The sequence below is a fragment of the uncultured Reyranella sp. genome (assembly GCF_945957355.1).
GTDB lineage: Bacteria > Pseudomonadota > Alphaproteobacteria > Reyranellales > Reyranellaceae > Reyranella.
Map to the genome: position 1 here is coordinate 1 of NZ_CAMFKM010000002.1, position 25546 is coordinate 25546.

Below are 25546 nucleotides of genomic sequence, written 5' to 3' on the forward strand. Positions count from 1 at the left end.
CGCTCGACGCCTGGATGAAGCGCGCGCTGGAGATCTGCGCCGCCCATGGCGGCGTGGCGGACCAGAGCGACGACGACGAGAACGCGCACCGATCGGGCGCCGCCGGCGCCTGGCGCAACAAGTTCATCCGCGCACCGCACTACGGCGAGCACGCCGTGGCCCGCGGCATCCTGTCCTCGACCTTCGAGACTTCCATGACCTGGGAGCGCACCCGCGACTTCCACGCGAAGATCACGAAGCTAACGAAGGACACGATCAAGGCGGTGACAGGCCGCGACGGCACCGTCACCTGCCGCTTCACCCACGTCTACCCCGACGGGCCCTGCCTCTACTTCACCTTCGGGGGCCTGTTCGATCCGAAGAAGGACGCGCTTCAGCAGTTCATGGAGATCCTCTCCACCTGCACCGCCGCGACCGTCGAGCATGGCGGCACGACCACGCACCACCACGCGGTGGGCCGCTTCCACCGGCCGTTCTACGACAAGCAGCGTCCGGAGCTCTTCGCCCGGGCCCTGCGGGGCGCCAAGCGCGAGCTGGATCCGAGGGGGATGATGAATCCCGGCGTGCTGATCGATCCGTGACGGATCGGTGTCAGTGGGTGGCCGGAACCGATCGTGGCAGGAAGAACAGCATGACGAGGACGTGACGGACGAGCAGGAGCGCCCCCACACCCACGAAGAAGAGGCCGGCGGCGACGAGATAGTCGTCGACCTCGCCGGTGTAGATGATGGTGTTGGGGATCTTGATCAGCTCGATGCAGATCTCGGCCATCAGGCCGATGGAAAGCTGGCCGACGCCGTAATTGTGACAGGCATGATCGATCACCGCCTGCCATCCCTCGTCCGGGCCGTCCAGCAGGCCGAAGATTTCGCGCAGGGTCCGCCGTTCCTCCAGAAGAACGCCCCAGCCGATCATGATGATGCCGATACCGGTGACGATATCCATCTCCTCCTTGAGGTCGGGTTTGATCCAGAGCGACCTGGAAACCTCGATCAGGGTGATACACATCGGGATGCAGATCAGGAGCGAGAGGAATCCGATCGTGTAGCGGGACGTCAGGACAAGCATAAGCGTACGAAACATGGGATAGGCCTTTGAAGCGAGATCTCCGGCCAGGTAACGACCGTGACGATAGAAACCTAGTCGACCGGTTCCTTCGGGAGCAATCTCTGATACTGCGGTGGCAGTGAAACCAATGCCCTCGAACGCCGACACCGGACCATGATCGACTGGCTGTACTCACTCCCCGAGACCCTCGTCCTGATGATGGGCGCCGTCATCATGGCCGGCGCGATCCTCACCCTGCCGTCGCTGGTGCATCGGCTGCCCTACCTGCGCACGAGCAACGAGAACAACGACTTCGTGCTGCGCATGCAGGCCACGCTCTTCACCATGACGAGCCTGGTGCTGGCCTTCACCCTGGTCGAGGCGGAGAGCAACTTCCGCAAGGTCGATTCGCTGATCGCGACCGAGGCCTCGCAGATCAACCGGCTCGACCGGCTGCTCAGCCGCTATGGCGATGACTCGACCACGGAACTCCGGCAGCACCTGCTGGCCTATGCGAAGGCGATCGTCGACGATGAGTGGCCGGCGATGCTGCGCGACGAGCGGAGCAGCAAGATACGTGCGACCCTCGGCCCCCTGTCCCGGGGGATCTTCGCCATCGAACCCCGGCCCGGCCGCGAGACGACGATCTATGCCGAAATCCTGAGGTCGTTCGACTCGATCGTCGAGTCGCGCGACGCAAGGCTCAACGCCGTCACGCTCGGCCTGCCCAAGCCCTACTGGCAGGTCGTCCTGTTCGCAGTCCTGATGCTGCTGTTCATCACAAGCACGATGCAGCGCAGCACCTTCCGCGCCTACGTGCTCTCCGCCCAGATGGCGGTAATGGGCGCCTTCATCGGCTTCGTGTTCATCATGGACCAGCCCTTCAAGGGCCAGACCGCAGTGGATTCGGACGCGCTCCGGCGGACGATCGTCCTGATGGAGAACCGGGACCGGTAGCGGTCACGCCGCCAGCGTCGATCGCGTCTGCGGGCGGCGGTAGCTCAGCGCCTCGGCGATGTGCAGGCGGCGCACGGCGTCGGAGCCGTCGAGATCGGCGAGCGTTCGCGCCACCCTGAGGGTGCGATGCCAGGCGCGGGCGGAGAGGCCGAGGCGTTCGGCGGCGCGGGCGAGCAGCGCGCGGCCTTCCGCATCGGGTTCGGCGATGGCCGCAAGAAGCGCGCCGTCGGTGTCGGCATTGCAGCGCGGCTTCGACCAGTTGCGGGCACGGTCGGCCATCCAGCACAGTGCGACGTTGGTCGCGGATGCTGAAGCGGGGGAGATGGTGAACCTGGTCCCTAGGGGTTCGCACGAGAAGCCAGCGGATATCTACGCCGTAGTGGCTGAGCGAGCGGTCGCCATTCTGCGGGAGCAAGAGGCCCAACTAGATCGGTACGCGCACTACTGGCTTACGAGCTGGGGCGTGACCCGCGACGACACCAAGTCGTCAGTGATGACCCTTCCCTATGGCGGCACCAAGTATGGAAACCCGGCCAAGGTGCAGAAGAGCATTGAGAAGCAAATCAAGGCCGGCAAGAAGCCCCGCCCGGACTGGCTGAGCCCGTCGAAGCAGAACCGGAGCGAATACAAGCGGGCCATCAAGGTCCTCTCGGATGCAATCTGGGAAGCCATGAGCGAAGTCGTGCGGGGCCCAATGGACGTAATGCAGTACGTCCGTGATTGCGCTACGGCGCTCAAGGCGCTTGAGGCGGGCCGGCGGAAGGCCGCGACGAAGAACAGGAGCAGAGCATCCACCCCCAACCTTAGGCTTTGCTGGACCTCGCCTTGCGGGTTCCCCGTGTTGACGGACTACCGAGTGCCTAAGACTCGCCGCACCGAACTCCGCGACCCGGCCACCGGGCGAAAGCTTACGTTCACCTACTACGCTGCCTCAGCGGCGACGGACTGGAGGGAGGTAGTCGGGAGTGCCCCGCCGCACTTCATCCATTCACTCGACGCGAGCCACCTCATGAGGTCCGTGATGCGCGCCCACGCGGCCGGCATCGACCAGATTGCAATAGTCCACGACGCCTTCGGAACCACGCCGTCGAAGGTGGGCCAGTTGGCGGCGGTGTTGCGGGATGAGTTCGCGCGGATGTACTCGGAAGACGTTCTAGAAGGGACCCTCGGGAAGATGCTCGAAGCAGCCGGCGCGACACCCCCGCCGCCGCCTTCGCGGGGCGCTCTCGACGTGGCTGCCATCGCTCAATCGGTTTACCTTTTCGCGTAGCTGCGAGGACGCTCCGGGAGGCGTTTAGGGACTCGTACAGAGCCTCTAGAACGGCCGCCAGACCCTACCTGCCGCCTCCTGGAGCGGCCCTGAGCGGCCTCCTGAGCCCTTCCTGAAGCGGTTTGGAAGGGGCTTCTCCGTCCAGCCACCGGCCGCCGTGCCTCGCCCTGCTGCGCACCTCTTTTCCGTCGCTACCCCATTGATTTATAATGGCTATTCGGGATTTCTGCGGGCAAATCGTTGCATACCTCTAGAGAGCTTCCCTTGGGTTTATACAGCAGCACCTAGAGCGCCTTGGAATTCATGCTCCTCAACAGCAGCTCCGAAGGCAGGCTTCTAGAAGATGATAAAGCTTGGGAAGGCGCTAGCCGATTGCTCCCCTTGCTCCAGGTCCTAGCCTGCGATGCACCCGGGCAAACCTGAGGCAGCCTTCGTCGCCCGTGCGGGCTCCTCAGGTCTATTCATCTTCAGACAGCCACCCTTGATCCTAGGCTCCGATGTGGCTTCGATCCTTCCAACGGGCTTCCAGCCCGGGATATTCACGAACCCCTAAGCGCCAGCGCGCCGCGCGGCTGACCCCCCTCTAGGGGCCTTGCGCCTAATAGGCCAGCCGGCCGACGCTCGCGGGCAGTCTCCCGGGCTTCCCGTCGAGCGCCACGCGGACCAACGCGCCGACACACTCCCGCCGGTCCCGCGACGACGGCAACGCCTCGCGCCCCAGCAGCCTCCCCGAGTCCGCCCAGGATTGCGTCCGGTCCTGGTGCCCGGTGCTCCCGAATGATGATGGGCTCGGCGCGTGGGCCGCTTCCCGTGGGCCGCTCGGCGCGTCCCGAGAGCCTCCCCTGAGGGGTGGGCAGAAAACCCCTCCGAAATCCCCTCGGAAAACCTCAATGAATTCAATGGGCGCACGTCGCCGTTCGGCTTGGGCGGATAACAATTGTTTTCTGCCCAACGCTCCAGTAGGCTGAGGCCCGTCGCGCACTGTCCTGAGGAGAGAGCTATGGCCGCCACGAGCAAGCCCAAGAGAGCCGCCCTGTACCTCCGCGTATCGACCGACCGGCAGACCGTCGAGAACCAACGGCAAGCCCTAGAAGCGGTCGCGGCGCATCGTGAGTGGGAGATCGTCACGGCCTACAGCGACAAGGGCATAAGCGGAGCAAAGGGCAGGAAGGATCGTCCCGAGTTCGACCGGATGCTCAACGATGCCCAGCGTGGGCTCTTTGACGTAATCATGGTCTTCGCCCTGGACCGCATCGGGCGATCCCTCGGGGACCTCTTAAAGACAATTGAGCACCTCAAAGAGTGCCGAGTGGACCTCTTCATCGTGAAGTTTCGAGGCGACGGGGAAACGCTCGACACCACTACAGCCGGCGGGAAGCTGCTCTTTCACATCACGGGCGCGTTCGCCGAGTTCGAGCGCGACATGATCGTCCAGCGCGTCAACGCAGGGCTTGACCGCGCGCGCGCCAAGGGGGTGACGCTGGGCCGCCCAAGGATTGACAAGAAAGTGGAGGAAGCTATCCGCAAGGCCCTAGCGAAGGGCGACAAGGGCAAGCACAAACTAGCCGCTGAGTTCGGCGTGGGCTCGGGAACAGTCGCCCGGATCAAGGCAGCCCTGGCAGCCCGTAAGGATTAGCACGTAAGCATGGGCGTTCGCGTGGCTATCAGTTCTTTTGCGGGTAGAGGCCCGCGAGAGACGAAGGCAGATGGCGATCCGTTGAGAATACATGTCTCGAATCTGCAAGGCGCGCCGCTGCATCGATGTTGGCATGGGCGGAAAGCTCCGCGCAGATAGTGCCCTATGAACCGTGTAGTTTCGATGGGTCCGTCTAGCAAAGGCGTCCTAGAATGGAAGCATATCCTTGAGTTCCTTTAGTATGCTGTCCAAAGCGTCTTCTGTTCCTAATGCCGTGCGCTCTGCCATCGCGAACAGCTCCTCGCACCTCCGGTAAAATGCAAATCTCGCCGCTTCGTTGGCGAACGCGGATGCCCCTACGGTACCATCTGTAAAGGTATCGATTTGATCCCCTGTGTCATTGCGGACGGTAATACGAATTGTGGGCTCCGAGTCATCCGGCGCGCCGGGATGAAACTCCCGCGAAATCTCCAGGGAGTGCGAAGCAAAAGAAGCTCGGTAAGTGCCTTTCTCCGCAGTTTCCTCCCAAGCGATATTGCCTTCCTTCGTGCGGCCATAAAGTTGCTCGAACAGCTCTTTGTGCTTCGCTGAGATCATACTTGGCCCCCTGACAGAGACTTGAGGTGAACTAGAACTTCGTGCAGGGCATCCAAATCCTTGGCGAAGATTCTATTAAGACGCGGAAAATCGACCTGTGCATTGTTTGCGATGGCGCGATCAATTAGACCCTGAGCGCTGGCGATGTTCGCCAATGCCGCTTGAATCACGACCTTCTGCTTTTCTGTTAGCCCGCCATTCTGCAATCCATCAGAACCGGCTCGGGCGATAACTAGGATTTTACGGAGGGCAGTATACCTGTCAGGCAAGGCAACGAAGACGCGATTGCGGTGGAAGCGCTCAATTTCCTCAAGGATTGCCGCGCCTGCTGCAAAGTCCGCTAAGACACCAGCATAGGCTATGCTTTGTCTGGCCTTCTCTGCGGCATCTCGCGCCGCTTCCGCCGTTCTCTGCGCCGTCCTTAGTTTTATGATGGTAGCTATAAATCCAAGCACGGAAATTAGAATGCCGAGCAGGCCAACAATGTCGCTAATCTGGTTTGCTGCCATCCATTGAAGGATTGAAACAAGCCAGCCCGGCCATATCGGAGTGTCGGTAACCACCGCTGAATACTACCTAGCCGCGCGACGATTGTCCCGCCGGCCGGGTCCCTCAAATTGTCCACCGGCACGGGCTTGTAGGAATTTCCGAATATCGATCATCTAGTAAGGCTCCACTACCTACAGTGGGGCCGAGGGGCGATAGATGATTACGTTCATTCCCGTGGTTTCGTTGAGGCAGAGCGTCGAGAACTCCACCGCGCCGCCATTGGGGGATGCCCAAGTTGCAATCCCCTTCTTAAAAAGTGGCGGTCTTCCGTACTTCGCTGCCATCAGCCGGAAGACCTCCTTCGCGACTGCCTCACAGGGGTACTTATCGGGCTCCTTCAACGAATCGAAGCTGATGATAATTTGCACGACCCGAGGTGTTGCTCCCTTGAACTGTACCGAGACCAGCGCCGGAAAGGCCGATACGGTGACTGGATACTGAATGCAGCCCACCATGTCCGTGAATTCACAGGAGGCGTAGCTAGGCCCCGCCTTCACTTTGGCCGCTTCCTCGACGGTCATGCCGAACCTGTAGCCGTCATAGCCATCAATTTTCGGCACTTGGGCCAAAGCACTCAGCGGAGCGAACAGGGCCGCACCGCAAAGAATGACTCCTCCGATACGTGACACCATCCCTCCTCTCCGCGAATGACTCACGCTAGCACAACCGGGGCGGGGTGCCTCCTGTTTCGCCGCAAGCGAACGTTCGCGGGTTCGGGCGGGATAAGCGAACGGCCTCAGCCAACCTCTCTTTGCGCTCCTACCCTATCAGCTGGTTGAATGCTACGATCTACAATCAACTTAGATCGGTCCCATGCCTGATTACCACGCCTTCGTCTCGCATAGTTTCCTCGACCAGGACGCGCCGGTCGTCGAGAAGTTTATCAAGCTCTTCAACCACGTCGAAGCTCTTCATCCGCAGTTCAAATGGGACCACGCAATTCGGGCGGAGCCTCGCTCGTTGTCCGAAAAAGTCATCCGGGTATTCCAAGACAAGAATACGTTGATCGCGATCTGTACTAAGCGAGAACAGGTCTACGTCCCGAGCCGTCCCACGGCCGGACTCTGGGGGCTCCGCTTAGTCGCTGACGCAGAGCTAACGTGGAAAACGTCGGACTGGATATTGCAAGAGATTGGCTTCGCGAAGGGCCGGGACCTCACGTTAATCGTGTTCCTTGAGAATGGAGTGGTCCGGCCGGCCGGCATCACTTCAGACCTGCAAACCATTCCTTTTGATCGGGCGAATCCAGAGGCGGCCTATGCGGATTTCATGGAGATGATCGCATCTCTCAATCCAATTACTCCTAACCAAGGCAGTATTGAGAAGCAGCCTCAGACAGTACAACCGCCTGAAATCGACCAACAACCTGGCCCGGGTAAGTCAGGGGATGGGCCGCAATCCAATTGGGGGCAAGCGGATTACGATAGGGCACTGCTCTTAGAGACCCTTGGAGACCACGGCGACACTGCTCAGGAAATCTATCTGAAATACAAAGAGTCCCCGCTTTTCATGGAGCCAAAGAACCAAGCCCGATGGGACGCCCAACGCGAGTTTTTTATCGTACTCGCAGAAAAGAGCTCATCATTGCAGCCGCTATTGAACCTCAGCCGAGACAACCCCGACAACGCTCAAGTGTGGGATTACTTGGGTCGGGCATACGCGCACCTCGAAATGAACCGTCAAGCGGCGGAGGCGAAAGAAAAGGCGGCTGAGCTTGAAAACTCTCTTGATAAGAAAAACAGGCTTTGGGGTGAAGCTGCCGCATTGCTTGCAAAGGCGGGCAATCAGCAGGGCGCAGCTCGAATTTTGCGACAGATGATAGATGCCACTTCCGCAGATACGGAGTCATCGGCACTTGAAGCCCTCCAGCGATATTTTGGAGAAACCAAAGAACTAGAATTTCAGATCGCCGCGCTTGAAGTGCTGAGGGAACGAGACCCCCTTGATGCAGATATTCGCTTCTCGCTCGGTTATCAATATGACGCGCTTGACGAGAATCGGGCGGCCCTACTTCATTACCTTGGTGTTCCTGAGCATAAGCGCGCTGGAGGCGCGTGGAATAATCTGGGGTTTGCTCGGGAGAAACTAAGCCTACCGATTGGCACGATAGGCGCCTATAGGCGAGCAATCGACGCGAAGGAACCGATCGCTTTCAGCAACCTTGCCAAGCGGTATAGCAGTGCCGGTTTCATACGCGAGGCGCTCCAAGTTTGCGATGAGGGCTTAACAGCATTGCCCGGCGAAAATGATATATCCGACTGCAAGGCCTTGCTCGAAAGTCAGCGAGAAGCTGAAACTAAGAGAGAAGAGGCATTCCTCAAAGAAGCGCGGCCCATTTCTGAAACCTATGCGGAATTGGGTAAGGCTATGCTGCGGCGCTCAACGATTAGCTTGCCGATGAACTGGAAGGGACCGAAATGCGATCTGCTCGTGACTATCAGCGGCGACCGCATTGCAGCGGAGGGTGAGTTCACTGAGCAACCATCTGGCCTCGCTAGCGCAATCGCCGGTCGTTCGAGTAGTCCTCCGGCGCCGCTACCAGTTCGAATAGAGTATGAAGGTGTAATCAGGGGGCGGGCAGTGGTAGGTAGCGTTCAACAGCAAAATTTGGCCCGATCCACTTTGCTCGGCTCATGGTCGCCACCCACCCCGCTGCTGATGTTCATTAGAGATGATGGACGCACAATCGACGTCATCGAAGAACCACGTGGCGGCAAGCCTAAGCGATACCAACTCCAGGCCTCTAGCGTAACGTAATATCCGAGATCATCGTTTGGATGCTCCTCTTCGTTATCAATGGGGAGCGCTGCACTTCTCTGCTGGGACTATATTGGAGAAGGTGCATCAAGCGCCAAATAGAGAATCGTGCTACGGTGGGACTTGGGCTAAAGCTTCAGGGGGATGCCGACCTCTGGCCAAGCCGTGCGCTTAGGCGCGTCTTTGGCCATCCTTGAGAGCTGGCGCGGGGCCGGGATGCCGCAATTGCAAAAAAGCCGCCAGTGATGAGCTGGCGGCTCCTAGTACAACTTGTCTAGCTAGCCCACGGTATGCCTACGCCGCCGTCCAGTATGCGCCACCTTCTGTCTCGCATCGCGCCGCGTCAGTTTCCATCCAATCAATCCATTCCATCGTTAGCTCTTGCAGCTCTTCCTTCGGCGTCCCGTTGGCGTGCTCCCAAAGCAGTCCATAGGCAACGTCCACCTCCCGGCCGAACTCAACGTAGGCGCCATCGCGGGTTCTAACGACCCGGATGCCCGTCTCTCTTCCCGCTGACGGGGTTGGCCGTTCATATGTTTCGATGCGGTAGCCTTCCAATTCGACGAACGTAGCCATGTCACTCTCCCCCTAATAGGTTGAAGCTCAGTGTGCCGGCCGCCTCTGCATTTGGGTCCATTGAGCCAAATTGAGCAGGTTGTGGCCACCGGCCGCGGCGATCTCGAGCACCCGCTTGGCGCTCTCCTGCCCCTTGATCTCGCTGAGGTCTGGATAGGTCTCCCGATCGTCCGCCATCAGCGCTTCGGGCGTCGGCAGGGTCTGCTGGCCGCGCAGATGGTTGATCAGCGCCAGCAGCGAAGGCGCGGCGATGATCGGCGGTCGGTCGGTGTCGGCCAGGGAATCGAAGCCACCCCACGCGGCCTCGCCCCCGCACACCGCCGGGCAGATCACGCCGCGCCCCGCCGCCTGGGCGGCGATCGCCGCCGGCAGGACGCCCGGCACGCGGCAGAGCGAGCCGTCGAGCGCCAGTTCCCCAAGCACCACGAAACCCTCGACGCTCTCTCGCGGCAGAACGCCCAGGGCAGCCAACAGACCCAGCGCGATCGGCAGGTCGTAGTGACTGCCCTCCTTGGCGAGGTCGGCCGGCGACAGGTTGACGGTGATCCGCTGCGGCGGCAGCGCCAATCCCAACGCCCGGAAGCAGGCCCGCACCCGCTCCCGGCTCTCGCCCACCGCCTTGTCCGCCAGTCCGACCACCGCGAAGGCGATGGTCCCCGGCGCCACCAGCACCTGAACGTCGACCGGCAGGACATCGATGCCCTGGAACGCCACCGTCCGAACCGTCGCCTGCATGTCCCGCTCCCGTCCTGTGCCGGGAACAATTAAAGAACGTACAGCGCGTTAGTAAAGCACGTCTTGGTTGCAAAGTTCAAGGCACTGCCGCGATGGCCTTGATCCGCTCGACCAAGACCCTGACGACCGGATCTGCCGCGTAGCGCGCATAGACCGGCCCGATGGCGTCAGCGAAGGCCTTGCGATCGACTTCCCTGACGATCTCGACCCCCAAGGACGCCGCCGTCGCGCGCGCCATCTCCTCTCGCTCGACGCGCAACTGGCGCTGCAGCTTGACGGACTCCTCGGCAGCCGCCCGGAGGAGTTTCTGGTCATCCGGCGACAGGAGCTGCCACGCCATCTTCGAGATCACGAGGACCTCGGGCGGCCGCGTATGCTGGGTGAGACTGTAGACGCCCGTCGCGGCCTTCTGGCGCGACGCCAGAAAGGCCGAGAGATAAGCCGAGGGATTCTCCTCGGCCGCATCGACGAGTCCGGCTCTGATTGCTTCGTGGACCAGGCCACCCGGCAGCGATACCGCTTGGCCTCCCATCGCCTGCGCCGTCGCGCGCGCCATCTCCGAGAGGGGCACGCCGATCTTCAGGTTCTTCATGTCTGCCACGGTGCGGATGGGCCGGCGCGCCATGATCGACCGGTAGCCAGGATCGTAGAAGCAGAGCCCAACGAGGCCGATGTCGTCGAGAGATGCGAGGATCTGCTCGCCGATCGGCCCATCGAGCGTCCGATGCACGTGGTCGTCGGACTCAAAGAGGTATGGGAGCGAGAGCGCGGTCGTGGCGGGAACCAGGTCGTGGAAGCTTGCAACGCCCACGGCCGCCATCGCCAGCCTGCCGGTACGCACCTGCTGGAGAGTGAACGACTCGGTGTCGCCACTCTTCGGCTGGAGCGCCAGCTTGATGCGACCGGCCGTGCGCTCGGCGACCAGCCTCGACATTTCGGCCATGGCCAGCGCCGACGGATAGTCCGGGCGATGAACGGTCGAGAGCCCTATTGTCTCGGCTCGCGCCGCGACCGGCCCCAAGAGCAACGCTACCATCACCGATAACAAGAACACACGCATCGGACCACACTTCCGGGTTTGCATTTCCACGGACAGAAGGTGGGGTGCGTGCGCGAGGACGCTATTGCAAAGTCTTCAGACGAACATGAACGACATTCACAGCGCGGCGGCGAGCGGCGGCACTTCGTCGAGCCGGCTGGGTGGATGACCGACACGACGCTTCTGCAAGGCCGGCGGCGCATAGAGCACGTCAAATTCCTCGACGATCACCCGGCGCAGCCAGCGGTGGGCCGCATTTCTCTCTTCGCTGGCGTGCCAGATCATGTCGACGGCGTATTCGATGCCTTCAAGCGGTGGCGGCAGCAGCATCGTCGCCAGCTCGCTCGGCGCACTGTAGAGCGCCACCCAGCGCTGCGGCAGCACGGCGCAGAGGTCGGTGTGGGCAAGAACCGCCACGACCCCCGCCAGGGTCGGGATCGTGACCGCGGTGCGCCGCGTCACGCCCCTGCCTCGCAGCACCTCGTCGAGGCTGCGCCGGTCGACGATGGCGCTGGAAACGTCGAGAAAGGGCAATTCGAGGAATCGATCCAGGGTGAGTTTGGCCATCCTGGCAGGATGATCAGACCGCATCGCGACGACGAAAGGATCGCGCCAGATTCGCTTGCGGCGATATTCCGGCCCGCGTGCGCGGGCGTCCACGCGCATCTGGATGTCGCCGGGGGCGTAAGGATCCTCGTCGTCGTCAGGGAGTTGGCCAACGATCATGGTGACGCCGGGCGCTTCCGCGCGCACGCGCGCGCACAGCCGAGGCAACAGGCAGTCGCTCATGAAATCGGACTGGCGCAGGTTGAAAGTACGCTGTGACGTTTCGGGATCGAAATCGCGCTGCAGCGAAATGCCCTGCTGCAGGCTGTGCAAGGCGGCGCGCACGAAGGGGACCAACTCGAGCGCACGCCGCGTCGGCGACATGCCGGTCGGCGTGCGACTGAACAACGGGTCGCCGAGGGTCTGGCGCAGGCGGTTGAGCGCGTGGCTGACGGCCGACGGCGTCATGCCGATCGCCTTGGCCGCGCGGGTAATGCCCTTCTCCGCCATCAGCGCATCGAAGATTACCAGGAGGTTGAGATCGATGCTGCGGAGGTTCATACGAACCCTCCTGTTCGAGGCGGTAAGCTCTGAACGCGGAGAGGCCATCTTGCTCGCTTACCAGATCGATTGATACCCCGAGCTGGAGAGATATCCGCGTTCACCGGCGTGCGGATCCCATCCCGAACCCGGTGCCCCGCCGGCCGCGGCCCGTGCTAGGTTGCCGCCCGCAAACGCGGGAGAGTTTCGTGACGGCCAAGCAGAAGATCGACGACCTCAATTTCACGCCGCCGGCGGCGATCACCGACCTGGCCGCCCGGGTGAAGGCGTTCATCAAGGACAAGATCATCCCCTACGAGACCGACCCGCGCTGGACCGCCCACGGGCCGACCGACGAGCTGCGGATCGAGATGAACGAGCTGGCCCGCGCGGCCGGCGTGTTCGCGCCGCAGGTGCCCAAGGAATATGGCGGCCAGGCGCTGAGCCAGGTCGGCCGCGCCCATGTCTTCGAGGCGGCCGGCTATTCGATCCTGGGGCCGACGGCGATCCATTGCGCCTCGCCCGACGAGGGCAACATCCACCTGCTCGACGTGGTGGCCCGCCCCGACCAGCGCGAGCACTTCCTGAAGCGCATGGCGACGGGGCAGATCCGCTCGATCTTCTGCATGACCGAGCCCGGCGGCGCCGGCTCCGACCCCAGCCTGATGACGACGACGGCCCGGCTGGAAGGCAACGAGTGGGTGATCAACGGCCGCAAATGGCTGATCACCGGCGCCGAGGGCGCGGGTTGCGCCATCATCATGGCCAAGAATGAGGGCGGTCCGATGGACGGCCACGCCACCATGTTCCTGGCCGACCTGCCCGATCCCGCCATCCGCATCGAGCGCACGCTCGACACGATGGATTCCTCCTTCACCGGCGGCCATGGCGTGATCGAGATCAAGAACCTGCGCCTGCCGGCCGACGCGGTACTAGGCGAGATCGGCAAGGGCTTCCGCTACGCTCAGGTCCGCCTCGCCCCCGCCCGCCTCAGTCACTGCATGCGCTGGCTGGGCGCGGCGATGCGCGCGCAGGACATCGCCACGGACTATGCGCGTCATCGCATGGCCTTCGGCAAGACGCTGGGCGAGCACCAGGGCGTGTCGTTCATGCTGGCCGACAATCTGATGGACATGAACCAGGCGCGGCTGTCGATCTGGCACACCGCCTGGCTGCTCGACCAGGGCGAGCGCGCCTCGAACGAGAGCTCGATGTCCAAGGTGATCTGCTCGGAGGCCTATTTCCGCGTCGCCGACCGCTGCATGCAGATCCTGGGCGGCCTCGGCATCACCCGCGACACCGTGGTCGAGCGCTTCTTCCGCGACTCGCGTGCCTTCCGCATCTACGATGGCCCGTCCGAGGTCCATCGCTGGGCGCTGGGTGCACGGATCGTTTCGGGGAAGATGTAGGACGGAGACCATGAAGGCCGCGACACTGGCTGCCCGCAGAGACCAAGCCCTGGGCGCCGGTGCGCCGCTCTTCTACAGCACGCCCCTGCACATCGTGCGGGGCCAGGGCGTGGAGCTGTTCGACCCCGAGGGCCGGCGCTACGTCGACATGTACAACAACGTGCCCTGCGTCGGTCACGCCAACCCGTACGTCGCCGAGGCGATGGCGCGCCAGCAATCGACGCTCAACGTCCACAGCCGCTACCTGCACGAAGGCATCGTCGCCTTCGCCGAGCGGCTGGCGGCGCTGCACGGGCCTGAGATCGAGAGCGTGATCTTCTCCTGCTCCGGCACCGAAGCCAACGAGGTGGCGCTGCGCATGGCGCGGATGGCCAACGGCAAGGCCGGCATCGTCTGCACCAACGCGACCTATCACGGCAACAGCGAGGCGGTCGGCAAGATGACCCGCATCGGCAGCGGCCAAAACACCGCCGGCGACGTGCGCGCGATCCCCTTCCCCGAGATGCTGCGCCCGCTGGTGCCCGGCGCCGGCGAGGACGAATTGTGCGAGGCCTATCTCGACCGGCTGCGCCAGGTCATCCGCAGCTTCGAGGAGGACGGCACGGGCTTCGCGGGACTGATCGTGTGTTCGATCTTCGCCAACGAGGGCCTGCCCGACGTGCCGCGCGGCTTCATGGCGCGCGCCACGGAGATCGTGCACGAGGCGGGTGGGCTGGTGATCGCCGACGAGGTCCAGGCAGGCTACTGCCGTAGCGGGGTCTGGTGGGGCTACGACGTGCTGGGCTTCAAGCCCGACATCGTCGTCACCGGCAAGCCGATGGGCAACGGCCTGCCGCTGGCAGCCACCGCGGCGAGCCGCACGCTGGTCGAGACCTTCCGGGCGGCGACGCGCTACTTCAACACCTTCGCGTCGAGCCCGCTGCAGGCCGCGGTCGGCATGGCGGTGATCGACGTCATCGAACGCGAGGGCCTCGCCGCGAACGTTGCCACCGTGGGCGCCTTCCTGAAATCGGCCCTGGCCGAGCGCAAGGGCCGCTTCGCCTCGATCGCCGACGTGCGCGGCCACGGGCTGTTCATCGGTGTCGAGATCGCCACGACCGACACCGCGCGGGACCCCGACATGGACAAGGCGGTCGATGTCATCAACCGCCTGAAGGATCGCGGCTTTCTCACGAGCAATGCCGGCGCCTACAAGAACGTCGTGAAGATCCGGCCGCCGCTGGTCTTCAAGCAAAGCCATGCCGAGGAATTCCTCACCGCCTTCGACGCGACGATGGCGGAAGTCGACGGCTGAGGCGCTCGATGGACGATGAGACCGTCGACCGGACCTATGGACCGGCCGCCCGCGCGGCGCTTGCGGCCTTTCCGATCGATCCTCAGGACCTGACCCTGGTGTCGCTCTCGGAGAACGTCACGTTCCGGGTGACCGACGGGCGCAACGGCCAGCCTTACGTCTTTCGGCTGCACAGGCCGGGCTATCACTCACTCGACGAGCTGGTCTCCGAGCGGGCCTGGATCCGCGCGCTGGCCGCGGCCGGCATCGACGTTCCCGAGGCCGTGATGACGCGCGACGGCCGGGACTATGTGCCGGTGACCATACCCGCCACCGGCGAGCAGCGATACGCCGGCCTCGCGAGCTGGACCGAAGGCCGGCTGCTGTCCGATGTGCTGGCCCAGACCATCGATCAGAACTTCGTCGAGAAATCCTTCGAGCAACTCGGCGCCATCACCGCCGCGATGCACGACCAGGCCAGCGCCTGGCAGCCGCCGCCGGGCTTCAGGCGCCATTCGCTCGACAGCGACGGGTTGATGGGCCTGGCGCCTCATTGGGGCGAGTTTTGGGAACATCGTTCCCTGACAGGGGGCGAGCGCACGCTTCTGCTCGATGCCCGGCAACGCATGCACGACCTGTTGAGCGGCTTGAGCCGGGACCTGTCCACCTACAGCGTGATCCATGCCGACCTGCATCCCGGCAACATCGTGGTCGACGGCAACAGGCTGACCGTCATCGATTTCGACGATGCGGGATTCGGCTGGCATCAGTACGACATCGCCACCGCGCTCACGCATTGGCAGACCAAGCCGAATGCCGCCGAGATCGAGCGCGCCTTCCTCACCGGCTATCGCGCCAGACGCCCCGTCCCCGACGAAGCGCTGAGCCTGATCCCGCAGTTCCGCCTGATCCGCTGGATGGCGACAATCGGCTGGTTCCACCAGCGGCCCGAGGTCAACCGCCCCTCCGCGATATTCGAGGAACGCAAGTCCTGGGTCCTCGACCAGTGCGCGGCACTGCAGCAGTCTCGAGGATCATAGGAGCGCGCCACTCCAGTGGCGCTCATGAATCATGATTGCGCCACTGGAGTGGCGCGCTCCCATGAATGGAGATGGCACGCGACGGCTCTTCCGTCGTCCATCTCCTTCAGCGGCGGGTCGACCGCCTTGCAGACGTCCATCGCGCGGGGACAGCGCGTGTGGAAGCGGCAGCCGGGGGGCGGGCGCATGGCGCTGGGGATTTCGCCCGCGATGATGTCGGCGCCGCGGGCGGCTTCCAGTTCGGGATCGGCGATCGGCACGGCGGCCAGCAGCGCCTGCGTGTAGGGATGCAGCGGATCCTTGTAGAGCTGCTCGCGCGTCGCGATCTCGGCGACGCGGCCGAGATACATGACGGCGATGCGGTCGCTGATGTGGCGCACGACGCTGAGATCGTGGGCGATGAAGATGTAGGTGAGGCCGAGCCGCTCCTGCAGTTCCATGAACAGGTTCACGACCTGCGCCTGGATCGAGACGTCGAGCGCCGAGACGGGCTCGTCGCAGATCAATAGCGTAGGCTCCAGCGCGAGCGCGCGGGCGATGCCGATGCGCTGGCGCTGGCCGCCGGAGAATTCGTGCGGATAGCGTTCGGCCATGTCGGGCAGCAGGCCGACCATGCGCAGGAGATCGGCGACACGGGCGCGGTATTTGTCCTGGTCGGAGGCGAGCCCATGGACGACCAGCGGCTCGCCCACGATGTCGGCCACCTTCATGCGCGGATTCAGCGAGCCGTAGGGATCCTGGTAGACCATCTGCATGCGCCGGCGGATCGGCCGCATGCGCTTGCGGTCATATCGCGTGATGTCCTCGCCCTCGAACTCGATCCTGCCCTCGGTCACCTCGAGCATGCGCAGGATGGCGAGCCCGGTCGTGGACTTGCCGCAGCCCGATTCGCCCACCAGCCCCAGCGTCTCGCCGCGCGCCACGCTGAAGCTCACGCCATCGACCGCCTTCACCGTGCCAACCTGCTTGCGCAGGATCGCGCCCGCCGTGATCGGGAAATGGATCTTCAGGCCCTCTACCTTGAGGACGGTGTCAGGCGGCGAGGCGGTCATGGAAGAAGCACGCTGAGAAATGGTTGGGGGCACTCTCGACGAGCGGCGGCCGCTCGGCGCGGCAGCGGTCGGTCGCATCCTTGCAGCGCGGGGCAAAGGCGCAGCCCGGCGGCAGGGTCGCGAGATCGGGCGGCTGGCCCTCGATCGGCACCAATGGCCGGTCGGTGTCGCCGTCCAGCCGCGGCACCGACGCCATGAGGCCACGCGTATAGGGATGGCGCGGCGTCTTGTAGAGAAGGCGCGCCGGCGCGGTCTCGACGATGCGGCCGCCATACATCACCACGACCCGGTCGGCGTAGCGTGCCACGACGCCGAGATCGTGGGTAATCAGGATCATCGCGGAGTTGGCCTCGCGCGTCAGCTCCTTGAGCAGCGCCAGGATCTGCGCCTGCACCGTGACGTCGAGCGCCGTCGTCGGTTCGTCAGCGATGATGAGCTGCGGCTGGCAGGCCAGCGCCATGGCGATCATGACCCGCTGGCGCATACCGCCGGAATACTGGTGCGGATAGGACGAGAGCCGGCTGCGCCCGTCGGGAATGCGCACCTTGCCCAGCAGTTCGGCGGCCTTGTCGAGCGCCTTGGCCCACACCGTCTTGCGATGCAGGTTGATCGGCTCGCCGACCTGCAGACCGACCGTGAGCGCCGGATTGAGCGAACTCATCGGCTCCTGGAAGATCATGGCGATGCGGTCGCCGCGGATTGCGCGGATGCCGGCATCGTCGAGTTTCAGGAGATCCCTGCCCTCGAAGAGGATCTCGCCCTCCTCGATGCGGCCGGGCGGGTCGGGGATCAGGCGCAGGATCGAGAGCGCGGTCACGCTCTTGCCCGAGCCCGATTCCCCCACGATCGCCAGCGTCTCGCCGGCTGCGACATCGAACGACACGCCGTCGACCGCCCGCACCGTCCCGCGTTCGGTGCGGAAGCGTGTCGACAGGTTACGGACGCTGAGAAGCGGAGCGGTCATGCGCCGGGGGTCACTTGCCCATCTTCTTCTTCAGTTCCTGGTCCACCCACATGCGGGCATAGATCGGACCCGGCCGCACGGCGCCGGCGCGCAGCTCGCCGTTGTAGCCCTTCACCCACGGCCACCACGCCGTATAGATGTAGGGCGTCGGCAGCCAGATGTACGGCGTCTTCTCGAGGATTTCGCGCGTCAGCGCCTTGATCATGACCTGGCGCTTGGCCTCGTCCCGTTCGAGGTACATGTCCGCCACCTTCTTGTCGAAGGCCGGGTCCGAATACTGCGACGGATTCCACACTTCCTTGGTGACGAAGCTCTTGCGGATCGTCGTCGTCGGGTTGGTGTGACCGTTGTTCATGAAGTAGCCGGGCGCGTTGGTCTTGGTCGTCATCGCCGAGAGGAAGGCCGCATATTCCATCGGCTGGATCTCGAGCTTGACGCCCACCGCCTCGAGATAGGCGGCGACCAGCGGCAACAGGTCCATATGGTCAGGATTGCAGGAGCAGACCTGGACTTTGAAGCTGAAGCCCTTGGGATAGCCTGCCTCGGCCAGCAACTTCTTCGCCTTGTCGGGATTGAAGGTGTACAGCTCCCGCACCGATTCAGGCATCGCCTCCAGCGGTTCGAAATAGCCGAGATAGTCGGGATGCTGCGGATAGGCGAACAGCTCGGCATTGCCGCCGTAATAGGCCTTCACGATCTCCTGCTTGTTCACCGCCATGTTCAGCGCACGGCGAACCCGGATGTCGTCGAACGGCTTGGTGTCGACCCTCATCGCCAGGAACTGGCCGCTCATGCCGAGCCAACGCGACCATTTGAGCTGCGGCGTCGACTTCTTGAGGTCGTCGGCGGCGCTCCAGCGGATGTTCTCCAGGAGGTCGAGCTTGGCCGTGCGCAGCGCCGTCAGGTAGGTCGCCTCGTCCTTGATCGTGCGATAGACGACCTTGTCGAGGAACGGCAGCTTGTACTCGACGCCGTCGATCTTCTCCTTGTCCCAGTAGATCGGGTTCTTCGAATAGGTGTTGGAGCTGCCCTGGACGAAGTCGCTCAGCATGAACGGACCGGTGCCGTTGACGTTCTTCCAGTTGGTGGCGCCGGCGTCGGCCACTTCCTTCGGGGTGATGGTCGAGTAGTAGCCCCAGCCGAAGCGGTAGTCCCATTCGGCGTTGAAGTACTTGAAGGTGAAGACGACGGTGTACTTGCCGGTCGCCTCGACCTTCTCGACATGATCGAAGTAGCCCGCGATCTTCTTGGGGCTGTTGGCCAGGCGATTGAAGGCGAAGGCCACGTCCTCGGCGGTCAGCTCGCGCTCCTTCATGACGCCGGGCTTCTCGGGGAACATCACGCCCTTGCGCAGGTCGATCGTGAGCCTGAGCGGATTGTCGCTCCACACCCACTTCTCGGCCAGCTCGCCGCGGATCGCGTCGGAGGGCAGCCAGGCATCGGCATAGAACGGATACTTGCCACCGTTGCGCTTGCTCTTGGAGAGATCGGCGGCGAAGAGCTGCTCGTAGAACTGGCCGGTATCGTGGTTCAGCTTCCAGTTCCAGTCGGCCGGATCGAAGGACAGCGCCGACAAAGTCACGTACACCGTGCCGACTTCCAGCGTGCCGCCGTACTGCGGCTTTTCCTGTTGCGCCTGAGCGGTTCCGGCAAGTGCCAGTCCCAGCGCGCCGGACAGGAGGCCCTTGGCCCACCTCTTCATCTTCATCGTTTCCTCCTCTGTTTCTTTCTTGTCTTGTTGCCTGTCAGCGCGAGCCCCGCATGCGCGGATCGAGAAGATCGCGCAGCGCGTCGCCGAACATGTTGGTGGCGTAGACCACGATGGTGAGGCAGAGGCCCGGCGCCAGCGCCAGCCACGGCCCTTGCAGCATGAAGGTGCGGCCGCTGCCCGACAGCAGGCCGCCCCAGGTCGGTGCCGGCGGCGGCACGCCGAGGCCGAGGAAGGACAGGCCCGATTCGGCCAGGATCACCGTGCCGACGCGGGTGGTGAACAGCACGATCACCGGCGCCATGACGTTGGGCAGGATGTGGCGCCACAGGATGCGGAAGGTCGAGGCGCCGGTCGATTGCGCCGCATGGACGTACATGTTCTCGCGCACCGAGACGACGGCGCCGCGGATGATGCGCGAACCGGCGATACCGAGCAGCAGCCCAAGGGTCACGATGATCTGCGGCATGCCGGGGCCGACCACCGACACGACCACGATCAGGATGATGAGGTCGGGGAAGCTCATCCAGGCATCGACGAAGCGCTGCAGCACGAGGTCGAACTTGCCGCCGAGATAGCCCGAGACGATGCCGAGGAAGACGGAAATGATCGTGGCGATGCCGGCGGCGCAGAAGCCGATGATGACCGAGAGCTGGGCGCCGTAGAGGCAGCGCGAGAGCATGTCGCGGCCGAGATTGTCGGTGCCGAAGGGGAAGGCCCAGGACGGCGGCTTCAGCCGGTTGAGCGGCGCGATCTGGTTCATGCCGTAGGGCGCCAGCACGTCGGCGAAGATCCCGCAGAACAGGAACAGCATGAACACGACCGCGCCGGCAGCACCCAGCGGCTTCTCCCGGAACAGCCGGCCGATGAAGTGAAGCACCGGGCCGCGCTTGCGGCGCGGCGCGGCGGCGACGGTGGTTTCCGCGACGGACGCCATCAGCGGTACCTCACCTTGGGATCGAGCAGGCCGTAACTCAGGTCGACGATCAGGTTGATGACCATCACCGCGACGCCCACGATCAGGAACACGCCGGTGATGACCGGATAATCGCGCTGGCTCACCGCGTCGAGCAGCAGCAGGCCCATGCCGGGAATGACGAAGATCTGCTCCATGATCACCGCGCCGCCGATCAGCAGCGGCGCCTGCAGGCCGATCAGGGTCACCACGGGGATCAGCGCGTTGCGCAATGCATGCCGGGCCACGACCAGCCTTTCACCCAGCCCTTTCGCCCAGGCGGTGCGGATGAAGTCCTGGCGCAGCACTTCCAGCATCATGGTGCGCGTCAGGCGCATGGTGATGGCCGAGAGCGCGCAGCCCAGGATGATCGACGGAATGATCATCTGGCCGAGATTGCCCCACGGATCCTTCGAGAAGGGCACGAACTGGATGGGCGGCGACCATCCCCACCAGATCGACGGGAAGACCATCACCATCGTGCCCAGCCAGAAACTCGGCACCGCCAGCATCAGGATGGAGAAGGAACGCGCGACGTAGTCGCCGGGCGTGTCCTGGCGGATCGCCGAATAGACGCCGATGGGAATGGCCACCGAGAGGCCCACGATCAGCGCCATCAGCCCGAGCTCGAAGGTGACGGGCAGGCGCTGCAGCAGTTGCTCGCTGACCGGCGTGCTCTGCCACAGCGAACGGCCGAAATCGCCATGGAACAGGATGGCGCCCATCCAGCGGCCGTACTGGACCCACATCGGCTGGTCCAGGCCCAGCGCCTTCTCGAGCTGCTCGCGGCCCATCTTCGAGGCCCCGATGTCGTTCTGGCTCAGCATCAGGTCGATGACGTCGCCCGGGATCATGCGCACCGTCACGAAGACGATGAGACTGGCGAAGAAGAGCGTCGGTATGAGCGCCAGGACGCGGCGCACGATATAGGCCTGCATCAGGCCTTCCCGTCGGAAGCGCCGGGAAAAGCGGCCGAAACCCTCGTAACGGGCCCGTCAGGCACACGCACGGGCGTGAAAGGTCTCACCCTGTTGATCCTCCCGCAAAGACGCTTCCTCGGTGGCCCGTTCGTGCGGACCTTCCTTTGGCGACAGGCTGCCGGGATTGCAGGGGAACTGTCAATTGAAACGGGCGATGCGCTGCGCCTGCTCAGGATGCCCCTAGGGTCTCTGCGATCCCTGCAGCGCCTTCTTCACGGCGGCGGCGATGAGGTCCGTGGCAAGAGCCGAGGGATGACCGTCGTGCGGAATGGCCAGCGTCTTGGGATCCCGGCCGAACGTCGTGGGGGACTCGCCAACCATCGGCGCGCCGAGCTTGCGCAGGCGCACCAGCGTTTCGACCAGCAGCGGCTGCTCCACCTTCGAATCGCCGTAGCGATGCCGGGTCTGCTCGTCGGGCCAGGAATAGACGATGACCAGCGGCGCATCGAACTTCGCGCGCGCCTCCGCCTGCAGCTTCGCCATCATCGCGAGGAACAGCTCGATCTGCTCCTCCTGGCGCTGCCGCTGGCCGATCGCATCGATGAAGGCGAAATGCTGGCCGAGCAGGTAGTGCAGGCCGGCCATGGGATCGCGCCAGCGATGCTCGTTGAAGGTGCCGGTGAAACGCAGCTTGCCGTTCTCCAGCACGTAGCGCGGCGAGGAGCCGAGCCAGGTGCCGTCGCCGGTGACCCGCTGAAGGTGCGCCGGGATGATCCAGGTCACCACCGCCTTCACCTTGCGGTCGGTATAGCGGTCGAGGAGTCCGGCTTCGAAGGCCCGGACGAGATGGTTGGGTCCGTAGCCCGGCACACCAAGATTGACGCTGCGCGCGGCCGGCGCGTTCTGCTTCGTGAACTGCGACGGCATCGTCTCGTCGTCGCTCAACCCCTGCCCGAAGATGAAGGAATCGCCGATGAACAGGTAGGTGTCGGTCGCATCCGGGGCCGGCGGCGTCACGCGCGCCGCGGCGGAGTCGAAATGGTAGGTCTGGCGATAGACGAGCTCGGAGCCCCAGGTGGCGGTGGCGGTGGCTTCGCTGTCGGGCTTGGGCCGGAATCCGAGGATCGGGTCGGGCGGCGGCCACCATTGCGGGATCGTACGGGTCACGACCCCCATATTCATCGCCTTCGGCGTGAGCAGGCCGGCGAAGAGGTCGAGCGCGACCAGGCTGAGCGCCAGCGCGGTCGCCAGAAGCGCCCCGCTGCGCCAGCGATTGCCGCGCAGGGTGACGACGCCCACGAGGCCGAGCAGGGCGGCGGCGACGCAGGCCCACAGGGCCGACTGCAGCGCGAGCCCGATCGCGAGGATCACCAGCAGGAAGGCGCCCACCAGCCAGAAATTTCGATATCTGCCGGTCATTGACCTGAAAGCCTTCTCCCCGGATAGGCTGGGTGTAGGCGTTCGAAAGGAAAAACTCAATGAGTGGACCATTGCCGCTGCAGGGCCTGCGGGTCCTCGACCTGGCCAGCTTCATCGCCGGGCCCGTCGCCTCGACGGTGATGGGCGACTATGGCGCCGAGGTCATCAAGATCGAGCCGCCCGGCGAGGGCGACCCGCAGCGCAAGCTCGGCCAGGCCCATTCGATTCCGCAGCATCCGGTCAACTTCTGCTGGCACATGACCAACCGCAACAAGCGCTCGGTCGTGCTCGACCTCAAGAACCCGCTGGGCCGCGAGGCATTCGACAGGCTCGTCGCGACGGCCGACGTGATGGTGGTGAACTTCCCGCTCAGGGTCCGCGAGCGGCTGCGCATGCGTTACGCCGACGTGAAGCCCGCCAACCCGCGCCTGATCTACGCCTCCATGACCGGCTACGGCGAGCAGGGTCCCGATGCTGAGCAGCCGGGCTTCGATTCGACGGCCTTCTTCGCCCGCTCCGGCCTGCTCGACGCGTTGACTTACGAGGGTGGGCCGCCGGCCTTCTCGCTGCCGGCCCAGGGCGACCAGATGGCCGGCATGAACCTGTTCGCCGCCATCGCCATGGCGTTGCTCCATCGCGAGCGCACGGGCGAAGGCAGCGAGGTCGGCACCTCACTGCATGCGAGCGGCCTGTGGTCGAACGCCATCCTGGCCCAGGGCGCGCTGCTGGGCTCGTTCGTGGCGCCGCGCCCGCCGCGCACCAAGCCGCGCAGCGCGCTGGCCAACCAGTATCGCACCTCCGACGGCCGCTGGATCCAGCTCACGATCGTGCGCGAGGATAAGCTCTGGCCCGAACTCTGCCAGGCGCTCGAACGCACCGACCTGATGGACGATCCGCGCTTCGAGACGACCGAGAAACGGCGCGCCCACGCCACCGACCTGGCGGCGATCCTCGATCCCGTGTTTGCAGGCCGCCCCTGGCCCGAATGGAAGGAGCGCCTGCGCCGGCACGAGATCACCTTCGGCCTGCTCGGCATCCTGCGCGACGTACCCGACGACGAGCAGGCCGTGGCCAACGGCGCGGTCGTGCCGACCCGCCAGGACGAGATGCCGCGCACGATCTCCGCGCCGATCCGCCTGTCGTTCGCGCCCGAGCCGGCGACACCCGATGCCGGCCCGGCCCACGGCGCCCACACCGACGAGGTGCTGCGCGAACTGGGCTACGACCAGCAGGACCTGGACCGGCTGCGCAGTGGCGGCGCCCTGGGCTGAACCACGGGGCAGAGTGCCGGCCGCAGCCTGACGGGCGGCCGGGCGCCGCCTGCGACATTGCGCGGGGCACGGCCGCTTGAGGAGTCGGGCAGGCGGCCCGTACTATAAGACTATGGATCGCACGGGCCCCGTTACCGGCAGGCGCGCGGTCGCGTTCGCCGCGGCCCTGTTCGCGATCACGCTCAATTTCCTCCAACCGCTCGCCCACGCCGCCCTTCTGCGGGACGGCGGGCCGATGGCAGCAGCTCGCGCCTGGGGCGCCTTCTGCCTGCCGGCCGCCGAGGACGAGAGCGGCAAAGGGTCGATCCCGGACGCCGGCAGGATCCATGAATGCTGTCTCGGCCTCGCACATGCGACGCCGATCGCCGGGCCTTCGACGGTCTTCACGCTCGAGCCGCCGGTCGTCCGGCCGGCCGCCGTCGTGATGGCCTCGCCCACGGTCGTCACCGCCGGCATTCGCGACGGCCCGCTCCAGGCCCGAGCCCCTCCCTTCATCGGCTGATTTCATCGCGGGCCGCCGCCGCCGGCGCCCCGCGTTGCTGTCTGCGGCACCGACTACGCCCCGCCGGCGCAAGCCGGCCGCTCGCGGGCAGAGGTGGCCGTCAGGCCACGTTCCCACTGTTTACGGCCATCCCCATCGACCGGTTCGCGTCTCGCTGCGGCGCGCTGCCTTCATCCCGAAATCTCCCAAGGAGAATCCATGTCATCCTTCGACCGCTACCGCGGTGCCGCCTTCGCCATTGCCGTCGCCATCAACACCGGCTTCTGCATCCTGATCGGCTTCCTGGTCGGCGGATTGCGCGGCGCCCAGATCGGCGTGGTTGTCGGCGTCGGTCTCGGCGTCCTGCCGGGCGCCGTGCGAACCTCCCGCCACCTGCTTGCCGATCCGCACGGCGTGCCCCGCCTGCTGGGACATGCAATCGCCGCTGCCGCCATCACGGCCGGCACCGCCGCGGTGCGAGTAGTGGGCGGCATCACGGCACCCGTCGCCGCGGTGCTGCGCTGGCCGATCCTGCTCGCACGCCTCGCCGTCGAAATCGCCGCAGGCCTGCTGGGGCAGGCACTGGCCGCGATCGGCCGCATCGTCGGCACGCCGCTCGGCCTCGCCAACCTCGCGGCACTGGCGGTGATCGCCGTCAACGTCGCCGGCCTCGAATTCGCGACGCCCATCGCCTTCCTCGGGCTCGGCCTCCTGATCCTCGTCCTGATGGTCAGCGAGAGCGAGGCCGAGCTGGAGAGACAAGACCCGACAAGGAAGCAGTCATGACAAACCCGAGGAAACAACC

The 25546-nt window shown here is 64.5% G+C and carries 25 protein-coding genes and 1 pseudogene; 11 read left to right on the forward strand and 15 right to left on the reverse strand.

The features are described 5' to 3' along the window. The coding region (locus Q0Q48_RS03035; protein WP_295133803.1) for an FAD-linked oxidase C-terminal domain-containing protein at positions 1–581 on the forward strand (581 nt) is incomplete at its 5' end. A 10-nt stretch (positions 582–591) separates the two neighbouring features. On the opposite strand, the gene Q0Q48_RS03040 is transcribed toward Q0Q48_RS03035, so the two are convergent. Then, positions 592–1083 (reverse strand): hypothetical protein, encoded by a 492-nt coding sequence (locus Q0Q48_RS03040; protein ID WP_295133806.1) that lies wholly within the window; start codon positions 1081–1083, stop codon positions 592–594. A gap of 138 nt (positions 1084–1221) precedes the next feature. On the opposite strand from Q0Q48_RS03040, the gene Q0Q48_RS03045 reads away from it, so the two are divergent. Further along, on the forward strand, positions 1222–2004 hold the full coding sequence (locus tag Q0Q48_RS03045; protein WP_295133808.1) for a DUF4239 domain-containing protein: 783 nt from the start codon (positions 1222–1224) through the stop codon (positions 2002–2004). A 3-nt stretch (positions 2005–2007) separates the two neighbouring features. Here Q0Q48_RS03045 and Q0Q48_RS03050 read toward each other — a convergent pair whose 3' ends face one another. Then, complete coding sequence (locus Q0Q48_RS03050; RefSeq protein ID WP_366915269.1) at positions 2008–2373, reverse strand: hypothetical protein; 366 nt, start codon at positions 2371–2373, stop codon at positions 2008–2010. On the opposite strand from Q0Q48_RS03050, the gene Q0Q48_RS03055 reads away from it, so the two are divergent. Then, the gene (locus Q0Q48_RS03055; protein ID WP_295133811.1) at positions 2327–3274 is read left to right on the forward strand and encodes a DNA-directed RNA polymerase; all 948 of its coding nucleotides are present in this window, start codon (positions 2327–2329) and stop codon (positions 3272–3274) included. The genes Q0Q48_RS03050 and Q0Q48_RS03055 overlap by 47 nt on opposite strands. A 1000-nt stretch (positions 3275–4274) precedes the next feature. After that, on the forward strand, positions 4275–4910 hold the full coding sequence (locus tag Q0Q48_RS03060; RefSeq protein ID WP_295133814.1) for a recombinase family protein: 636 nt from the start codon (positions 4275–4277) through the stop codon (positions 4908–4910). A 207-nt stretch (positions 4911–5117) separates the two neighbouring features. Here the strand turns inward: Q0Q48_RS03060 and Q0Q48_RS03065 are convergent, their stop codons facing one another. The 3 genes from Q0Q48_RS03065 to Q0Q48_RS03075 all read right to left on the reverse strand — a co-directional run bounded on the left by Q0Q48_RS03065 (position 5118) and on the right by Q0Q48_RS03075 (position 6688). After that, complete coding sequence (locus Q0Q48_RS03065) at positions 5118–5507, reverse strand: hypothetical protein (protein WP_295133819.1); 390 nt, start codon at positions 5505–5507, stop codon at positions 5118–5120. Continuing rightward, complete coding sequence (locus Q0Q48_RS03070; RefSeq protein ID WP_295133822.1) at positions 5504–6016, reverse strand: hypothetical protein; 513 nt, start codon at positions 6014–6016, stop codon at positions 5504–5506. The genes Q0Q48_RS03065 and Q0Q48_RS03070 overlap by 4 nt, the downstream gene beginning before the upstream one ends. A 171-nt stretch (positions 6017–6187) precedes the next feature. Further along, complete coding sequence (locus Q0Q48_RS03075) at positions 6188–6688, reverse strand: hypothetical protein (protein WP_295133825.1); 501 nt, start codon at positions 6686–6688, stop codon at positions 6188–6190. A gap of 181 nt (positions 6689–6869) precedes the next feature. On the opposite strand from Q0Q48_RS03075, the gene Q0Q48_RS03080 reads away from it, so the two are divergent. Next, positions 6870–8813, forward strand: a complete 1944-nt coding sequence (locus Q0Q48_RS03080) for a tetratricopeptide repeat protein (protein WP_295133828.1) — start codon at positions 6870–6872, stop codon at positions 8811–8813. Between the two features lie 294 nt (positions 8814–9107). Here Q0Q48_RS03080 and Q0Q48_RS03085 read toward each other — a convergent pair whose 3' ends face one another. From Q0Q48_RS03085 to Q0Q48_RS03100, 4 genes and pseudogenes are all read right to left on the reverse strand, one after another. After that, positions 9108–9389, reverse strand: a complete 282-nt coding sequence (locus Q0Q48_RS03085) for a hypothetical protein (RefSeq protein WP_295133831.1) — start codon at positions 9387–9389, stop codon at positions 9108–9110. A gap of 72 nt (positions 9390–9461) precedes the next feature. Beyond that, a pseudogene (locus Q0Q48_RS03090) lies at positions 9462–10124 on the reverse strand (magnesium chelatase domain-containing protein); the annotation flags it as partial. Positions 10125–10200: 76 nt separating this feature from the next. Then, a complete protein-coding gene (dctP, locus tag Q0Q48_RS03095) occupies positions 10201–11184 on the reverse strand; it encodes a TRAP transporter substrate-binding protein DctP (protein ID WP_295133834.1) in 984 nt (327 codons plus the stop codon). A 96-nt stretch (positions 11185–11280) separates the two neighbouring features. Beyond that, a complete protein-coding gene (locus Q0Q48_RS03100; protein ID WP_295133837.1) occupies positions 11281–12270 on the reverse strand; it encodes a LysR family transcriptional regulator in 990 nt (329 codons plus the stop codon). Between the two features lie 188 nt (positions 12271–12458). On the opposite strand from Q0Q48_RS03100, the gene Q0Q48_RS03105 reads away from it, so the two are divergent. The 3 genes from Q0Q48_RS03105 to Q0Q48_RS03115 are packed head-to-tail and all read left to right on the forward strand — an operon-like array spanning position 12459 to position 15971. Next, the gene (locus Q0Q48_RS03105) at positions 12459–13658 is read left to right on the forward strand and encodes an acyl-CoA dehydrogenase family protein (protein WP_295133840.1); all 1200 of its coding nucleotides are present in this window, start codon (positions 12459–12461) and stop codon (positions 13656–13658) included. Positions 13659–13668: 10 nt separating this feature from the next. Then, positions 13669–14952 carry an aminotransferase class III-fold pyridoxal phosphate-dependent enzyme gene (locus Q0Q48_RS03110; RefSeq protein ID WP_295133843.1) on the forward strand — a complete coding sequence of 428 codons (1284 nt, stop codon included), beginning with the start codon at positions 13669–13671 and terminating at the stop codon, positions 14950–14952. Between the two features lie 8 nt (positions 14953–14960). Continuing rightward, positions 14961–15971, forward strand: coding sequence for a phosphotransferase (locus Q0Q48_RS03115; protein ID WP_295133847.1), 1011 nt, complete (start codon positions 14961–14963; stop codon positions 15969–15971). 29 nt (positions 15972–16000) lie between these two features. Here Q0Q48_RS03115 and Q0Q48_RS03120 read toward each other — a convergent pair whose 3' ends face one another. The 6 genes from Q0Q48_RS03120 to Q0Q48_RS03145 form a co-directional block, all read right to left on the reverse strand. Then, positions 16001–17023 carry an ABC transporter ATP-binding protein gene (locus Q0Q48_RS03120; protein ID WP_295133850.1) on the reverse strand — a complete coding sequence of 341 codons (1023 nt, stop codon included), beginning with the start codon at positions 17021–17023 and terminating at the stop codon, positions 16001–16003. Next, positions 17004–17987: an ABC transporter ATP-binding protein gene (locus tag Q0Q48_RS03125; RefSeq protein WP_295133853.1), complete on the reverse strand. Its 984-nt coding sequence runs from the start codon at positions 17985–17987 to the stop codon at positions 17004–17006. The genes Q0Q48_RS03120 and Q0Q48_RS03125 overlap by 20 nt, the downstream gene beginning before the upstream one ends. Positions 17988–17997: 10 nt before the next feature. Beyond that, positions 17998–19695, reverse strand: a complete 1698-nt coding sequence (locus Q0Q48_RS03130) for an ABC transporter substrate-binding protein (RefSeq protein WP_295133856.1) — start codon at positions 19693–19695, stop codon at positions 17998–18000. Between the two features lie 37 nt (positions 19696–19732). Continuing rightward, on the reverse strand, positions 19733–20632 hold the full coding sequence (locus Q0Q48_RS03135) for an ABC transporter permease (RefSeq protein ID WP_295133859.1): 900 nt from the start codon (positions 20630–20632) through the stop codon (positions 19733–19735). Then, positions 20632–21588 (reverse strand): ABC transporter permease, encoded by a 957-nt coding sequence (locus tag Q0Q48_RS03140; RefSeq protein WP_295133862.1) that lies wholly within the window; start codon positions 21586–21588, stop codon positions 20632–20634. The genes Q0Q48_RS03135 and Q0Q48_RS03140 overlap by 1 nt, the downstream gene beginning before the upstream one ends. Positions 21589–21810: 222 nt before the next feature. Continuing rightward, the gene (locus tag Q0Q48_RS03145; protein WP_295133866.1) at positions 21811–22989 is read right to left on the reverse strand and encodes a hypothetical protein; all 1179 of its coding nucleotides are present in this window, start codon (positions 22987–22989) and stop codon (positions 21811–21813) included. Positions 22990–23048: 59 nt separating this feature from the next. Here Q0Q48_RS03145 and Q0Q48_RS03150 point away from each other — a divergent pair, with 59 nt between their 5' ends. From Q0Q48_RS03150 to Q0Q48_RS03160, 3 genes are all read left to right on the forward strand, one after another. Continuing rightward, positions 23049–24260, forward strand: coding sequence for a CoA transferase (locus tag Q0Q48_RS03150; RefSeq protein ID WP_295133868.1), 1212 nt, complete (start codon positions 23049–23051; stop codon positions 24258–24260). A 112-nt stretch (positions 24261–24372) separates the two neighbouring features. After that, positions 24373–24762, forward strand: a complete 390-nt coding sequence (locus Q0Q48_RS03155; RefSeq protein WP_295133871.1) for a DUF2946 family protein — start codon at positions 24373–24375, stop codon at positions 24760–24762. Between the two features lie 198 nt (positions 24763–24960). After that, the gene (locus Q0Q48_RS03160) at positions 24961–25527 is read left to right on the forward strand and encodes a hypothetical protein (RefSeq protein ID WP_295133874.1); all 567 of its coding nucleotides are present in this window, start codon (positions 24961–24963) and stop codon (positions 25525–25527) included. The last annotated feature ends 19 nt before the right edge of the window (positions 25528–25546 follow it).